Annotated in this window: 13 protein-coding genes; 3 read left to right on the top strand and 10 right to left on the bottom strand. The window is 53.4% G+C overall.

Annotation, left to right across the window (positions count from 1 at the left end):
* Positions 1-161: 161 nt before the first annotated feature.
* The 5 genes from ACFL9S_RS08675 to ACFL9S_RS08695 form a co-directional block, all read right to left on the bottom strand.
* Complete coding sequence (locus ACFL9S_RS08675; protein WP_405261449.1) at positions 162-551, bottom strand: hypothetical protein; 390 nt, start codon at positions 549-551, stop codon at positions 162-164.
* 115 nt (positions 552-666) lie between these two features.
* A complete protein-coding gene (locus ACFL9S_RS08680) occupies positions 667-3,180 on the bottom strand; it encodes a fimbria/pilus outer membrane usher protein (protein ID WP_405261450.1) in 2,514 nt (837 codons plus the stop codon).
* Between the two features lie 124 nt (positions 3,181-3,304).
* Entirely contained in the window at positions 3,305-4,006 is a 702-nt protein-coding gene (locus ACFL9S_RS08685) for a fimbria/pilus chaperone family protein (RefSeq protein WP_405261452.1), read from the bottom strand.
* Positions 4,007-4,079: 73 nt separating this feature from the next.
* The gene (locus ACFL9S_RS08690) at positions 4,080-4,742 is read right to left on the bottom strand and encodes a DUF1120 domain-containing protein (protein WP_405261453.1); all 663 of its coding nucleotides are present in this window, start codon (positions 4,740-4,742) and stop codon (positions 4,080-4,082) included.
* A gap of 74 nt (positions 4,743-4,816) precedes the next feature.
* A complete protein-coding gene (locus ACFL9S_RS08695) occupies positions 4,817-5,482 on the bottom strand; it encodes a DUF1120 domain-containing protein (RefSeq protein ID WP_405261454.1) in 666 nt (221 codons plus the stop codon).
* 400 nt (positions 5,483-5,882) lie between these two features.
* On the opposite strand from ACFL9S_RS08695, the gene ppa reads away from it, so the two are divergent.
* Positions 5,883-6,413: an inorganic diphosphatase gene (gene ppa, locus ACFL9S_RS08700; RefSeq protein ID WP_133842529.1), complete on the top strand. Its 531-nt coding sequence runs from the start codon at positions 5,883-5,885 to the stop codon at positions 6,411-6,413.
* A 71-nt stretch (positions 6,414-6,484) separates the two neighbouring features.
* Here the strand turns inward: ppa and ACFL9S_RS08705 are convergent, their stop codons facing one another.
* From ACFL9S_RS08705 to ACFL9S_RS08715, 3 genes are read right to left on the bottom strand one after another with little or no spacing between them, the layout of a single operon-like run.
* Positions 6,485-6,832: a gamma-glutamylcyclotransferase gene (locus tag ACFL9S_RS08705; RefSeq protein ID WP_405261455.1), complete on the bottom strand. Its 348-nt coding sequence runs from the start codon at positions 6,830-6,832 to the stop codon at positions 6,485-6,487.
* A 2-nt stretch (positions 6,833-6,834) separates the two neighbouring features.
* Positions 6,835-10,608, bottom strand: a complete 3,774-nt coding sequence (locus ACFL9S_RS08710) for a translocation/assembly module TamB domain-containing protein (RefSeq protein ID WP_405261456.1) — start codon at positions 10,606-10,608, stop codon at positions 6,835-6,837.
* The gene (locus ACFL9S_RS08715; protein WP_405261595.1) at positions 10,605-12,320 is read right to left on the bottom strand and encodes an autotransporter assembly complex family protein; all 1,716 of its coding nucleotides are present in this window, start codon (positions 12,318-12,320) and stop codon (positions 10,605-10,607) included. The genes ACFL9S_RS08710 and ACFL9S_RS08715 overlap by 4 nt, the downstream gene beginning before the upstream one ends.
* A 575-nt stretch (positions 12,321-12,895) precedes the next feature.
* Here ACFL9S_RS08715 and ACFL9S_RS08720 point away from each other — a divergent pair.
* Positions 12,896-14,227: a hemolysin family protein gene (locus ACFL9S_RS08720; RefSeq protein WP_405261457.1), complete on the top strand. Its 1,332-nt coding sequence runs from the start codon at positions 12,896-12,898 to the stop codon at positions 14,225-14,227.
* A 44-nt stretch (positions 14,228-14,271) separates the two neighbouring features.
* Here the strand turns inward: ACFL9S_RS08720 and ACFL9S_RS08725 are convergent, their stop codons facing one another.
* Positions 14,272-14,478 (bottom strand): DUF1107 domain-containing protein, encoded by a 207-nt coding sequence (locus ACFL9S_RS08725; protein WP_133842540.1) that lies wholly within the window; start codon positions 14,476-14,478, stop codon positions 14,272-14,274.
* A gap of 316 nt (positions 14,479-14,794) precedes the next feature.
* Between ACFL9S_RS08725 and ACFL9S_RS08730 the strand changes: the two genes are divergently transcribed.
* Positions 14,795-15,352 (top strand): YtfJ family protein, encoded by a 558-nt coding sequence (locus ACFL9S_RS08730; protein ID WP_405261458.1) that lies wholly within the window; start codon positions 14,795-14,797, stop codon positions 15,350-15,352.
* A gap of 71 nt (positions 15,353-15,423) precedes the next feature.
* Here the strand turns inward: ACFL9S_RS08730 and cysQ are convergent, their stop codons facing one another.
* Entirely contained in the window at positions 15,424-16,170 is a 747-nt protein-coding gene (cysQ, locus tag ACFL9S_RS08735) for a 3'(2'),5'-bisphosphate nucleotidase CysQ (RefSeq protein ID WP_405261459.1), read from the bottom strand.
* Between the last annotated feature and the right edge of the window lie 65 nt (positions 16,171-16,235).

Genomic DNA, 16,235 nt, shown 5'->3' on the forward strand with positions numbered 1-16,235 from the left:
ATAAACTCATCAACTAAAGACAAAACAGGACGCCACAAAAAAGAACATCTGGAGAGTGCAGAAAAAAAATGACCATGAAAAACTAATGTTTTACATTAAGCCAAACTACACCCTGCCGTGATCAAGGGACGCCCTGCCATAAGCAGAAGAACTCACCAAGACTAGTCGTCAACGCTCACCGTAATATCGCTGCTGATTTCCTGTAGATCGCTAATGGAAAACAGTCCGTGGTTAAAGATGGGCCGCAGGGTCAGTTTGAAATTAAGGTGCCTGCCCACATCTGCCGTGACAATCTGGCTGCCTGGCTGCAGGCTGGTCATCTGCTGGCGACGGTTGCGCTCTTCACTGCGGGTAAAGTCCAGAAACGAAATAGCCCGGCCGTCCATTGTCAGCCCTGAAAGACGGACATCCAGCTTACCGTCACGGCCAAAGGTAAATGCCTGCGGATCGCTGCTGCCAAAACGCAGACTCATCACCTGCGCATCGTCACAGTCAACATTGACCTGCACTTCACGTGCTGCCAGAACTTGCTTCCCAGCCGATCCGCGCATGATATGCTCATTAACGCGGCCATAATTAATGGCCGATGAGCCGGTCGTAATGCTGCATTCCGCTGCTACCAGTGACGGGCAGAGGGCCAATACCAACGCGACAAAAAAACCGTACTTACAAGCATTTAGTGGTAACTTTTTCATATAATACATTCTCAGATTCCTGATCTGTCGTGTCATAACTGAACGAACAACGTTTATCCATGCCGGCAATATCAGCAAACAGCGTGGCTTTTTTTGGTGCACTGGAAAGAAACACCACGCCATCATCAATGACGGCGGCAAGAAAGTTTTTATGCTCATCCCATATCCGGCTACCGCGCGGTAATAATTCACCATTGGCCAGCGACAACTCCAGCAAGAGTCGGTTGGTGGTGATAATGGCATAGCCCAGCGTTTTCACCGTTCCTCGCGCCAGCGTGGCGCTCTGATGACCGTTGGCAACATCAATTTTCTTCGGCAGACTTTCGGTATTAATATCAATGCTGTTGTTACGCCACGGGCTGAGGGTGGGCGCAATAGCCCGCCCGGTGAAATCGGTCCAGGCTTTGCCGCCTGGTGTACTGATCTCAACCCCGGCAATTTTTTCATTCAGCTCAATAATGCCGAAAGTATCCCCCACCGCATTCGGCGAGAACGTCAGGCCATTACCATGCAGCACCATGCCCCCGCTGGCTCCCAGCGAGTAGCTTTCCGACCGGCTGCCGTTGCGGGTCGCCGCCGCTCGCATGCTGGTGTAATGCAGGTTGGCGTTCACGCCGCCGCTGAGCGACTGCTCCTGACTGACCATATCCCGGTCCGTTGACAGTCGATAACCTGAGTTCTCACTGAGCGAGCCTGAGAGCTGGCTGCCATAGCGCCCGCGCCCATTGGCACTGCGGTAATAATTGCTTAACTGCTGGCGGCCCAGCGGCAGACTGAAGTTCACCGCCAACTGCTGATTACTGCCGCTATAGCCCCCACCGCGTGAGGCACTGACGTTCATCTGTACCTTACCCAGACGTTTGTTCCAGCTCAGCATGTCATAACTATACTTCCCCGACTGACCATAGCGGTTGGACTCACTGTGGCTGAAGGAAAAGGTCCCCAGATTCCAGGGTGACCAGGCCAGCGACAGGCTGTACTGTGTATTTGCATTGCTGAAATTCTCCGGCTGACGCTGACTGGCTTCACTCAGCGAGGCAAAATCTGGCGAACTTTTCGTTACACCTGCCCCAAGAGTCAGCGATCCCGACAGCTGGTAGTTCGCACTCAGCGACATCTGGCTGCTGCGGATTTGGTTGTAGTCATCTTTTGCCACCACCATCTGGCTGTTAAGCTGTGCCTGTGGGAATGGCACGATGGTCGCCGCCGCCGCCAGCGACTGATATTTCTCTGATAGCAGCACACCGCTCTGCAATGAAAGCCAGGAAGCGGGCTGCCACTGCTGGGTCAGTGTCGCCAACATCGGTGCAACGCCATTATCGTTATAGCGTTCATTCACCTTGCCCAACGCCAGTGAGTACCCCTGGGGACGGGTGAGGTTATCTGCCAGCATCTGGCTGGCTGCCACCGTAAAGTGCTGTACCTGACCATCGGTTTCATAGACGGATACTTCAAGGTCAGCATTGCGGTTTTTGATCGGCACGTTATCCAGCGTAAAGGCCCCGGCCGGCACCAGCGTGCTGTAAATCAGCATCCCGTACTGTCGAACTTCAACCCGTGCCTGCGGCGTGCTGGCCATCCCGGTCACCACAACGCCGGAACCGCCAGCGCTGTTGATCAATCCCTGGTCCGGAGTCAGCTGTATTCCTTTGATGTCGCTGACCTGGAACAGGCTGTTGCTGACCGAGATCTCACCCAGCTGAAATATTTTATTAATGGCTGGGAAAAATCGTTGTACATAAATCGAACTGATTTCGCCGCTCGTACCGCTCTCGCTTTGCTGAAATTGCTGGCGGCTGCGCAGCAGCCAGTTATTGACGTTAACGCCACTTTGCAGAGATAAATAGCTGTAGCGACTGCTGCCCATCGTGCTGCGGTTCATGACGCTAAAATAATCATAATTGACAATCGCCGCGCTACCGCCCTCTTCCCCTTTCAGTTCAGCCCCACCCACCAGTAGCATCGACTGCGGCACGGCAAGACTGACCGCCAGCACTTCAGGTTCATATTTAATATTAATATCCGGCGCCTGCTGCGCCCAGTTATAGCACTCCGCATCCTCAGTGTCGGCCAGCGCATCAGGCGTCACCAGGTCGAGCTGAGAAAACAGCGCGGCGTTAAAACACAGTTGCCCCTGTGGATTAAAATGCACTTTAAACGCGCCTTTAAATTCACCGTTCACGCGGATATCGACCACACTGTCGCCACCAGGGAAACTGTTCTGTCGATCGAGATTTTTTAACAGCTCAGGATCCAGGCCGCGTCCCTTCAGACTTTGCAGACTGTAAACCGCCGGTTTCGCAGACGGGGCTGCGTGATGCTCAGGTACCGGTGCGGGGCCAGGCAACGTCGGGGGCTCGAGCGAATTAAGAATATCCGGATCGATACCGCGATTAATCAGGCCCTGCTTATTATAGTCAGCGGCTACCGGAGAGACGGCAAACAGCATCCCTGCTGTTAACAGAGCAATATCAGCACTACGCATTTTATTTTTCCGCGCTACCTTGCGACACAGTGATGCTAATTAATTCAGTGATATATCCATATCACTGAATTAATTATTAAATCGGAGAGGAACCAGCAGAACACCAGAGGAAATAAATATAAACTCAGTCATTATGACTTAATGGTAATTTAAAGTCGCCGACCAGGTAACCATATTTAGACAGACTGGTAATCTGTATCTCGCTGCTATTTTTTAACGCTGCGGCATCCGCTTCGCTGACCTTGATTTTTTCCCCGGGAAGAATATAGGTTTTCTCCAGCTTCGTTTTTTTGAAGGAGGGGAGCAGTGTCACTTCCTGGGCAAGACGCACCACATAAGCACTGGGGTTGGCGACGTTTAGCACCCCCCCATCCACCGACCATTCGAGTAACTTCCATGGATCCGCCAGCACTGGCAGGCCCTTCGGATGAATAATAATGGGAATATCCTGACGAATATTCAGTCCGATGGTGTTTTTGGCGCTGCCATTCTGCGGCGGGATACCTTCAATCATCACGCGTTTCATATGCTCGCGGGTCAGCGGTGCGCTGGTGTTCAGAACAAAACGTACACGCTGTACCTGCCCGGCGGCCACGCGGGTGACCGGCTGGGTGACCAGCAACTGTGGCTGTTTATCGTCCGGCAGATCATAGATCTTAACATACAGTAATGACTCACTGTCGCTGGTGTTGGTAACATTAATACTGCCACCGCCATCCTCTTCCTGAATAAGCACCATTGAGGTTTCAGGTTTCATGACCGCCGCTGCGGGCAATGCCAGCAACAGCGCCAGCATGGCGCAAAATGTGGATTTAAAATTTAACATGGACACTCCGTAAAAAAATCAACAGGAGTATCGCCATATATTCATAGCGATACTCCGAAATAATCAGAACGTATTAGAGATAAACAAGATCGAAGGTGGTATTACCCGCCAGAGTGACTTTATCACCACTCCCCAGGTTAGCTCGCGGAGCAATATATGGAGTCACAGCGATATCCATCACAACAGATTTGGCAGCCGATGGCAGCGCTGCAGTACCCGCCGTTACTGCAATCAGCTGTGGACCATTACTCCAGATTTTTTTAGGTACACTGCTCCAGCTCTCACCGTTGTCAAAGGAAGAAACAACCCGGGTAGCAGCAACGCCATCGACCAGACTTTGATCTTTATTGGTTTGCACCCTAAATGCACCAATGCTTTTCCCTTCTGATGTCGCACCCAGCGAGAAGTTATAGGCCTCGACTTTACCATCAATAGGCGCTTCACCCGCCAGCTCTGCGGTATCCGTGGCTTTAATCGCAAACAGCGTTGGCGCACCACAGCTGACGTTTAGCTTAGTAGCTTTAGAGGTCAGAGCAGTTGATTTATCTGCAGACAGACTGGCGCTGTTGATTTCACCAAAGTCCATCTCAGCACCGCCGTCAAAGTTAATGTCGCAGGACGGTGGCTTCATGGTGCCAGTGACGTTCAGGGAGGCCTGGCTGGCCGCCATTGCGGTAGTGCTCAGGCCAAGGGTGGTCAGCATTGCTGCTGCCAGGGTGATTTTGTTCAGTTTCATTGTGCTTGTTCCATCAGGCAAAAAAAAAGGATGACATTCCTACCGCCGCGCTTGCACGCCAGCGGGTGGTGACATTACAGATAAACGAGATCGAAAGTGGCATTACCCGCCAGGGTGATATCGTCCGTCGAGCCCAGATCTGAAGCCGGTGAGATATACGGGGTTACCGACATACCAAAGCTGACATTTTTAGCAGCAATTGGTTTTATATCGGTGCCATTAGCAACAGCCATAAGCTCAGTACCTGAATTCTCCCATGAGTGCTCAGCACCTTTTGTCCAAGTCTGTGCATTATTAGCTGAATAGGCAAAACCAGCCGCGGCTGCGCCATCTACCTGCGTTCCCGGAGCAGTGGTATTGATGTGATAGGCACCAATCAGTTTTCCGCCGTTCGTGGCGCCCAGACTAAAGTTAACGCCCGCATTTTTACCGTTAATCAGCGCTTCACCGGCCTTTTCTGCCACGTCCGTTGATTTAAGGGCAAACAGCGTTGGCGAATCACAGCTCACATTCAGCTTGGTGCTCTTTGTCCCCAGCGAGGTTGATTTATCCGCAGACAGCAGCTCCGGGTTGATTTCACCAAAGTCCAGTGCGCCGCCGCCGTCAAAGCTGATATCGCAGGACGGAGGTGTAATGCTACCCGTTACAGTCAGGATTGCCTGGGTGCCAGCGATGGCTGCAGTGCTCAAGCCAAAAGTGGTCAGCATCGCCGCTGCCAAAGTGATATTTTTCAGTTTCATTGCAATAATCCATTAAGAATAAAAACAACCGGTAACTTGTAAGAATAAGAACAACCGGTAACTTGCGAGACGTGCTAAGACGTCTTCGCCATCACCTGCTTCCAAAGCAGTGCAAACAGATTAAGAAGAAAAATGTAAAAAAGCATTGTTATCGGAATAATTTTACATCTATAGGTTTTTAATCTTCACTAACACAACTCAATAGATTTTTATTCTAACAAAACTGGGGGTCTGATGGCGCTGAGTCAGACGACATCAAAAATCCTCGGCCGACAGAGGCACTATTTTCTCCTGGCGAGGGGAAACACACACCGATTTTCAGACTAAAATGGGGGATACTTTCACGGTCAGTTGGCTATAATACCCGGCACTCAACCTAAGATGATTGAAGGAATTCACAATGAGCTTGAACCTGGTTCCCGCGGGTAAAGACCTGCCAGATGATATCTATGTCGTAATCGAGATCCCGGCAAATGCCTCACCGATCAAATACGAAGTCGACAAAGAGACTGGCGCACTGTTCGTTGACCGTTTCATGGCGACAGCGATGTTCTATCCGTGCAACTACGGTTACATCAACCACACTCTGTCTCTGGATGGCGACCCGGTTGACGTACTGGTGCCGACTCCATATCCGTTACAGCCTGGCTCTGTGATCCGCTGCCGTCCGGTTGGTGTGCTGAAAATGACCGACGAATCTGGCGAAGATGCCAAAGTTGTTGCGGTTCCACACAGCAAACTGAGCAAAGAGTACGAGCACATCCAGGATGTGAACGACCTGCCAGAACTGCTGCGCGGCCAGATCACCCACTTCTTCGAGCAGTACAAAGCGCTGGAAAAAGGCAAATGGGTTAAAGTTGACGGCTGGGAAGGCGTTGAAGCCGCTAAAGCTGAGATCGTTTCTTCCTTCGAGCGTGCTGCGAAGAAGTAAGCTGAGAGTGCGAAACGGTTCACCGTTATGCCAAAAAAAACACCGCTCACTGAGCGGTGTTTTTTTATGGGTTACTTTTTGCTCTCTCGCAGCAGCCAGTCGCCACTTTCAATGCGTTCCCTGCTCGCCACTGAACGCTGGTACACGTACAGCCAGGCGCTCCCGTAAGGGGTTTTTACCAGCTCACGCTTGTACTCACCGCCTTTGGTTCTGAGCGCATCCAGCTCGCCCAGCGTTGACGCATCAATCCGGTAAACCTCGCAATAGACCTGCCCCTCACCCGCCACAACTCCCGGGTAATGACCAAGACTGTAAAGTGCGTAGCCGTCGATCTGGTGATCGCCCAACCACTGCCCGTTCGTCATCCAGTGACTGTTACCTTGCTTACGCCGCAGGCTACCATAGACAATTATTCGCATTGCTAGAACTCAAACTGATAGAGCACATCCAGTGCCTGATCAATACCAGACACGGCTTCCAAATAGAGTTTGGGCATCAGGCGGTAACGCAGCGTTAACGTCGCCAGTGAATCAAATATGCCAACACCGTATTTTACCTGTAGACCCGGCAGCACATAGCCGCTGACCTGCACTTGCTGGCTGTCGCCAACCCCTGCAGTATCCAGCGCCAGATTACTGACACCAAAGGTCTCACCGATTTTACCCACAACCTGACCACTTTGTGCAACCCCCAATCCAACGAGAGCTGAAGTTAATGCATCACTATCGCTGCCGGTGGCCCCTAATCCCTGTCCACGCAGCAGATAAGAGAGCGCTTCCTGCTGTGATTTCGCCGGGTCGGAGAAGATTTCCACCTTAGGCTCATCTGCCAGTCCGGTCACGCGCACCCCGGCCGTCACATCGTCTTCGGTGGCTTCCGGGTTACGAATCGCCTCAATGTTCACATAAGGCTGGTCTGGTGGGCCGGAGAATTGCAGCTCACCTTTACGGACGATCAGATCCTGACCGTAGGCATGGAAGCGGCCGGAGGGGATATTAATCTGGCCATTCAGCCCCAGACCGCGTTTATCCTGCGCCAGTTTCAGATCGCCGTTTAGTTTCGCTTTCAGGCCAAAGGCGCTCAGCCGCACATTGTTGCCGACGTGGATAACCAGATTGCTGTTGATCGGAATACCGCTGGTTTTTGGCGCAACAGGTTTCAGATCTTTATCCAGCAGCACTTCATCAGAAGAAACACCCACGGCACTCTCCGGCACTTCCTGCACGGTGATGCGCGCCCAGGGTATATCCACGCGACCATCCAGATTAAACAGGTCAGGCGTAGCTTCAAACACCAGGTCCGGTGACACGTCCATCCGCACCATCGGCGGCACGGTCACACGCACTTTATCGCCTTTCGCCGCAATACGCGCACGCCAGGCATTGAGCTGGTTCCAGTCGGCATCACCATTAAGCGTGATTTGCCCTTGCGAAGTCTGGATCACCCCTTCAAGCGTCGAACTCATGCCGTTGAAGGCCATCGTCAGATTTGCGGTGGTCAGGTCAACCGGCATAAAGCTGCCTTCAACGTCCACGCCACTCAGCCCAAGCTGGCCGAAGACCTGCGGTTTTTGCAGATTACCGCCCAGGCGCAGATTACTGCTCAGCACCCCGGTAATTTTCTCCCCTTTCATCAGCGCCGGGTTCAGCATTGCCAGCGACAGGCTGGTGATATTCACGTTACCGGACAGGGTGCGTCGGCCTGCGGGATCGGCAATCTGTACATTGCCATCCAACTGACCGTTATTGGCAATGCGGATCAGCCAGTCGAGTTGTGCACGGCCATTTTTCAGGGCCGCATTCAGGTTCAGCGTGCTGAAGGCAATGGGCAGCGTATTGCCCTGCACATCCTGCTCCACCTTCACGCCATTCCCTTTCAGGGACACGCGCCCCGTGGGCAGCGCTCCATCGGCGGTCCAGGCGACATCGGCATCGCCGCTGAACACCCCGGTAAGCTGCGTGGCTTCAGGCATGAAGGGCTTGATCATCGCCAGGTTAAAGCGATTGAGCATCACGCGCGCATGACCTGATGGCCCGGCTTCAATCGTGGCAGGCACACACAGCTCAGCATTTGGGTTCTGCCAGCAGTGCGCGCCGATACTGACGGTCTGCTTCGCATTGAGGTAATCCAGCGCGATGGCGCGCGTTAAGCGCCACTCACCCACTGGCGTGTCAAAGCGGGTGTTATTCAGGTTGCCCTTCCAACGTTGGGCAGCACGGTCAAAGCTACCGCTGAGCGCTAACTGACCGGAGACCGGTTCACCCTGAACGTTCAGCTTCAGCTGATGCTGTTTTTCCGTGCCGCTGGCATCCAGCGTCAGCAGATTCACTGCCAGCGCATCCTGCTTCAGTTGTTCAACGCGCAGTTTCAGTTTGCCCTGAATCTGTTCGCCCGAACTGACGTCCCCCTCCAGTTTGATGCGGGCAATGCGCATCGCCTGCCAGTGCAACCCTGTGGCGGTAAGATCGGCCAGCAACTGCGGTGTTTTCAGGTCGCCACGGGCACGGAGGGTGCCTTTGGCAACCCCGCCCAGACCCGGCAAGGCATTATCCAGATGCTGTGCATCAATGTCAGCATCCAGGTTCAGCTTATCGCCCAGCGATCCTTTCAGATTGACGTTGTTACGCCCCAGTACCAGTTTAATACCGGGAATATCCCACTGGTTGTAACTGTTGCCGTACAAGGTTCCGTCAGCACTGACCGCGTTATTACGCACATTGCCCTTGAGCTTCAGCTCCGGCACACGTATCTGCCAGCTACCGCCGTACAGGCTGCCCCGCGTGGTAATTTTACCGTCCAGCTTTGCAGGCCAGTCCGGGTACTGTTTTGCCGTATTGATGCCGGATAGCGTCAATTCACTACGCCAGCTGATGGCTTTACTCCAGTCCACCAGCGCCGTCAGATCGGTATAGCCCTGCAAGGCGGCCAGACGCAGTTTATCCAGCGAGAACTGCTCGACGTTACCTTTGCCATTCAGCGTCAGCGTGGCAGGCGGGATGCCCTGCCCCTGAAGTGCCGCTTTCAGGGACATCACGTAGTCGGTGGCTTTGCCTTTAAAGCTGAAGTTGAAATTATCCGCCTGATACTGCGCCTGCCCATCCAGCGGCCAGCGCAGCTGCGGGCTTTGCAGCGTGATATTGAGCGGCAGACCGGCTTCTGCCAGCCGTGTATCCGCATCCAACTGCGCACGAACCGGACCGGAAAGATTCACCCCCAGCTTCAGCGTATCGCGCAAGCCTCCGCCCAACGTCATTTTGATCTTCTCGCCTTTGATCGGATCGACGTTAAGCTGGCTGTAGAGGGTAAGGTTGACCGGCCAGTTACCGCTCAGTGTCGCCTGGCCCTGAGCGGTAAGCTGCCCCTGTGGCGAGTCAACATCCAGCGCCAGCAACTGGAGCTGGTTATTTTCGGTTTTTGCTTTCAGCAGCAGGCGTTCTACGGCGATATCGGTATCACCCGTAATGCGCAGCTGCTCACCGAGCACTTCCTGCACATCCACGTCCAGCGGCAGGGAAAACGCCGGCAGATCCGGCAACAGAGGCTTGGCAAACATCGCTTTCAGCGTTTCACCCAGCGGTGGTTCATCGGCGGTGGGCTGCTGTACTTTCGGTTGGACAATCTGCTCGTTGGCCACTTTGGCGGCCTTCGGCAGCGCAATCAGCAGCCCCTGAATATGGGTCGGCGTCAGCGTCATGGCACGGTCCTGCCAGTGCAGTCCGCTGGTGAAATCTGCCAGCGAAATAGCCGTATCGTCGATTTTAAGATTGATGTTGTGCAGGGCCAGCCTGCTGAGCGTGAGTGGATACGGCGTGCTGATATCCCCGCCGCTGCTCTCTTCCTCTACGGGCGGATTGGCCGGAGGGGGCATCTGCTTGCTGTCCACCACCACGTTAACGTCCTTCAGTGAGAGGTCGTTGACGCAGAACGCGCTCTGTTTCAAGCAGCCGAGGCGCAGCGCCAGATGAAACTCACCCGCGTTGACCGTCACACCCGGCATCTCATACTTCACGCCACTCAGGGTCAAATCACGCCATCCGCCTTTCACATGCTGGATATCCAGCCCCGGCACCCAACGTGCAGCACCGTTCAGCACCAGATGCAGGCCAGTGGTGGTGCCGAGTAAGAAGGCAACGCCGCCAAACAGCAGCACAATAAAAATCAGAACGCCAATCAGGCCCTTTTTCCACCACTTCATAGTTCAGGCCCCAACCCAATGTAAAACTGAATATCACGATCGTCTTGATCGCCAATCGGGCGGGCGATATCCACTTTGATCGGCCCGACCGGCGACTGCCAGCGCACGCCAAAGCCCGCACCGGTTTTGAAATTACTCTGTTTGATGTCGTTGACTGCTTCACCCGAGTCAATAAATACCGCACCCCACCATTTACCGGTGACGTTGTACTGGTACTCCAGTGAACCGGTGGCGAGTTTGGAGGCCCCGGTCAGTTTGTCTTCATCGTCACGCGGTGAAATACCTTTGTATTTATAGCCACGAATACTGCGGTCGCCCCCGGCGAAGAAGCGCAGGTCCGGTGGGACTTTTTCGAAGTCGTTGGTTTCAATCCAGCCGAGGCCGCCTCGCACCACAAAGCGGTGTTTATCCTGCAATGTGCGGATCCACACGTTCTGAGCCTGAATCACGGCGAAGTCGATATCCGAACCCCAGGTGGTATCAGAGACATCCAGCGAGTAGCGCTGTGAATCGCCCCAAGTCGGCATCAGGCCACCGCGTGAGCGGGTACGGTTAACGCTGACGCCCGGATAAATCAGCATCGTGGTGTTGGTCACGCTGCCCTGGGTAAAGTGGTCGAGGCTCCAGCGCAGGTTGACGGCGCGCTGCCAGCCGCTGGAACTGTCCCAGTAGCGTGAGGCCGCGAGCGTGGTGGAGTCTGCTTTGGTATCGTTGAGGTCAGTGCGCTTCAGCCCGCCCTGCAACAGGTAATACTGCTCCAGCGGACTTTTACGCAATGGCATTTTATAGCTGAAATCTAACTGCTGCTCTGGTGCAGAGATGTTGGCGCTGGTGCTGAAGCTGTGCCCGCGGTCATTCACCCAAGGCTTTTTCCACGTAGCTTTGACGCGCGGGCCGACGTCCGTCGAGTAACCGAGGCCGGTTTCAATGGTGTTCCCGGTGCGCGGCGATACAACGCCATGCAGCGGCAGCATCTTGCTGTCACGTCCTTTCTCAAATTCGGGCGCCACCACCACCGAGTTAAACCAGCCGGTTGCGGATAAACGTCGGTTAAGTTCGGCTAAATCACGCGAATTGTAATAATCGCCTTTTTTAAAAGGTACCAGGTTCTGCAGGTAGTCGTCGCGGATCTGCGAACCTTCAAAGCTGACATCGCTAAAACGGTAACGTTGGCCACTGTCATAATCGAGATCCCAGAACGCCTCACGCCGTTCCACAGACACCCCCAGCTCGCTTTTGCGGTAATCACCGTCAAAATAGCCTTTACGCAGCGCCATGTTGCTCAGGGAGCCTTTAAATTTCTCATAGTCGCTGTGGTTGAGCACGGTTCCCAGTTTGGGCTTACCGTCCCGCACCAGCTTTTGGTAGTCTTCATCCGTGCGGGCACCCCCACGCAGAATCACCGTTTCTCCGGCGATTTTCACCGGTTCACCCGGCGTGACCTTCGCCAGTAACACCTGGCGTTTCCCGCCTGCAGGCGGTGGCTGCAGTTCAAATTCGATCTGCGGTTCGTAATACCCCAGCGCCTTCAGGCCCTCTTTTACTGCATCGCTGACGCGTGCACGAAAGCGACCATCGGAGGTAACTTCATCATTGGTAATAGTGGATAAACGCGCCCTGACGTTCTTCTGTAATTCCCCGGATAACCCTGTGACCTGCAAACGAACATTCGCAGCCTGTGTCACAGGCGCGACGATCAGCAGGCAGAACATGCCGTACACATGAATTCGTGGCACACTTACTCCCGTTTTTATTGCCAGCCCGCAATCCAATGGGCTTACTCTGGTAAAAATAATTCGCGAATCGTTCAAAGGGAATGCATTCGCATCACCTTACTTATTATTTACGCGCGATCAACCTGAACATAAGGCAAATTTTGTCATTATTCTCTACAACGTTACGCTGCGTTACAATACAGGATCGCGATTAGCCGTAAAAGGGGTGTAACGTGGTATCAGTATCAGACAAGTCTATCCCCATTTTCCACGTAGAGAGACCTGCTCACTCAAACATCGCTGCCACAATTGTAAGCGCTCGACGCCACAGCTATAATCTCTCCACAAGCCGCTCCGCGGCCTGATTACCCTTCTGCTCCGGCACTGGCCGAACCGCAGACATTTTTGGCACGGATAGCCCTGAATCGCTGTAATCCCTGATGTGATGATCGCAGAATAAACTGACTGCGCGCTGCCCAGGCCAAAAATGACAAGTGATTAACCCGGCCTTCTTCGTCTGCGCGATGGTGTTTCTGATTGCCCACTGAGATGAGCCAACTAATGGATGCTTTATGTTAGACAGCTTTCTTGTCATTGTACTGCTGATTGCGATCAGCTCGTTTTTCTCTCTTTCTGAAATCTCGCTGGCGGCTGCCCGCAAAATCAAACTGAAGCTACTGGCCGACGAAGGCAATATCAACGCACAACGCGTACTGAAGATGCAGGAAACCCCTGGCATGTTCTTTACCGTGGTGCAGATTGGCCTGAATGCCGTGGCCATCCTCGGTGGTATTGTCGGTGATTCTGCATTTTCTCCCGCTTTCCGCACCCTGTTCGAACGCGTTACAACGCCGGAAATGGCGGAGAGCATCAGCTTTATCTGTTCCTTCACGCTGGTCACCAGCCTGTTTATCCTGTTTGCCGACCTGTTCCCTAAGCGTCTGGGGATGATCGCGCCAGAAACTATGGCGCTGAAAATTATCAACCCGATGCGCTTCTGCTTGTTCCTGTTCCGTCCGCTGGTGTGGTTCTTTAACGGCGGGGCCAACATCCTTTTCCGCCTGTTCAAAATCCCGCTGGTGCGCAAAGATGACATCACCTCTGACGATATCTATGCGGTCGTAGAAGCCGGTGCGCTGGCCGGGGTGCTGCGTAAGCAGGAACATGAACTGATTGAGAACGTGTTTGAGCTGGAATCGCGTACCGTGCCCTCTTCGATGACATCACGTGAAAACGTGGTGTGGTTCGACCTGCACGAAGACGAGAGCAGCCTGAAAGAAAAGATTGCCCGCCATCCGCACTCGAAGTTCCTGGTGTGTAATGAAGATATTGACCATATCGTCGGTTATGTCGACTCAAAAGAGCTGTTGCTGCGCGTGCTGGGTAATCAGAGCATGACGCTGAACAGCGGCCTGCAAATCCGTTCGGCATTGATCGTACCGGATACGCTGACGCTATCAGAAGCGCTGGAGAGCTTTAAAGCCGCCGGGGAAGACTTCGCGGTGATCATGAATGAGTATGCGCTGGTAGTCGGCATTATCACGCTGAACGACGTGATGACCACGCTAATGGGCGATCTGGTTGGTCAGGGGCTGGAAGAGCAGATTGTCGCCCGTGATGAGAACTCATGGCTGGTTGAGGGCGGAACCCCCATTGATGATGTCATGCGCGTGCTGCATATCGATGAATTCCCGCAATCAGGCAACTACGAGACGATTGGCGGCTTTATGATGTTTATGCTGCGTAAAATCCCGAAACGCACTGACTTCGTGAAATTCCATGGCTTTAAGTTTGAAGTGGTGGATATCGACAGTTACCGCATTGACCAGCTGCTGGTCACGCGTATTGATGCACGCCCCACAACGCCAGCACTGCCGAAAGACCCGGAAGACATCGTTTCGTAAGCCAGGGGCAGGACACAAAAAAAGGCGCTTTCGCGCCTTTTTTGTCAGTTAAATTCGGTCTGTAATCTGAGGACCTGCCGGTTAACCTCCGACATCACGCTGTAGTGCTGCTTATCTTTGACGCGCGGGATAAGGATCTTGCCCTTATCAAACTCAAACGCACCGACATCCTTGATATACAACCGCCCACGGAACAGCGTTTTAACGTATTTAGCGACCTGTAATGGGTTATATCGCTGGAAGATCTTCATTCTCGTTCAACTCCTGAAGAGTAAGTACGCCTCGTCGTTGCCAATCTCGGCACGAACCAGTGAAACGCAAAGTGCCTGTACTATAGAACATCGTTTGCTTCCAATGTTCCTAAAATTGAATTTTTTTACTGTGTTTACACATCATGACAGAACTCTCTGTTACCTGACCGCACGCACACAGTATAAACCTTCAATACACGGGGATTTGTGCGGTGTGTTGCAAAGATGTTATCCCGATGCGACAGCAGCATCATCCGCGCATATTATTTCAGTAGCATGACTAACTGATCAGACCACTAAACACACAGGAGCGACCATGACAGGAATCCGTATTTTCACGGCAATGCTTTGCCTGCTGCTGCCCTTCACCACGCTGGCGCATAATATCCATGTTGGCGAACGCGTAGCCGCCGTTGGCGTCGCTGATAGAGGAGAGTTGTTGTTCAAAGAGCAGAAATTTAGCTACAAAAACTGGAACAGCGCGCAGCTAGCCGGAAAAGTGAGAGTGATCCAACATATTGCCGGTCGCTCTTCAGCAAAAGAGCAAAATGCCGCGCTGATAGAAGCGATTAAGGCCGCCAATTTCCCGCATGACCATTACCAGACCACCACCATTGTGAATACTGATGATGCAATCCCCGGCACGGGTATGTTTGTGCGCAGCAGCATTGAGAGTAATAAACAGCAGTTCCCCTGGTCGCAGTTTATCGTCGACAGCGATGGCGCAGTCCATCAGGCCTGGCAGCTGGCGGGGGGAGGTTCGGTCATTGTGGTACTGGATAAAGATGCGCGGGTACGCTTCGTTAAAGAAGGGGCGCTGACCCAGGAGGAAGTGAAAACGGTGATAGCGTTATTAAGAGAGTTGTTGCATTAACGCCGTGACACTGAAAAAGTCTCCAGGGGCCGATCTTATTCCGATCGGCCCTTTAACCGGTATCCCGTGAATCAATAGATCGAGACGCGGAAACCCGGGTTGAGGAAGGATTCACGCGGAGTGTAATCAAGGGTTTTCCCCTGCCAGTCCGTCACATGTGCGCCTGCTGCCAGCGCGACCGCGTGACCTGCACCAGTGTCCCAGATATTTGTGGGTCCAAAACGTGGATAGAGCTGTGCCTGTCCTTCTGCCACCAGGCAGAATTTTAACGATGACCCAATCGCGGTGGTCTGGTGCTCACCCATCTGCGCCAGGTACTCTTTCAGCTCTTCGTCAGACTTCGCATGAGAACGGCTAATGACCACCAGTGGCGGACGCGCATCCTGCACATGAATCTGCACCTTATGGCCGCCCTCCTCTTTCCAGGCTTTACCCTGTTCCGCAGAGTACATCACCTTCAGCACCGGCGCATACACCACGCCAAGCACCGGTTTTCCCTGCTGAATCAGTGCGATGTTAACCGTGAACTCACCGTTACGTTTGATAAATTCTTTGGTGCCATCCAGCGGATCAACCAGCCAGTATTGCTGCCAGTGCTGACGCACATCCCAACCTGCCGGATCTTCTTCTGACAATACGGGAATATCCGGCGTCAGCGCCGCCAGCCCGGCAACGATCACTTTATGTGCGGCAATATCGGCCGCTGTCACGGGTGAGTCATCCGATTTGTGCGCCACATCCAGCGGGGCCTCGCCATCATAGACTCGCATAATGGCATCGCCTGCTTCACGAGCCATCTGGCAAATTTTTTCTAACACTGTTCACCTCCTGATTGCCTGGCGTTATCACGGCCACCGCTGTGTAAACCTTAACGCCCCTCTAT

The sequence above is a fragment of the Erwinia sp. AnSW2-5 genome, from assembly GCF_045107195.1.
In the GTDB taxonomy this organism is placed as follows: Bacteria; Pseudomonadota; Gammaproteobacteria; order Enterobacterales; family Enterobacteriaceae; genus Erwinia.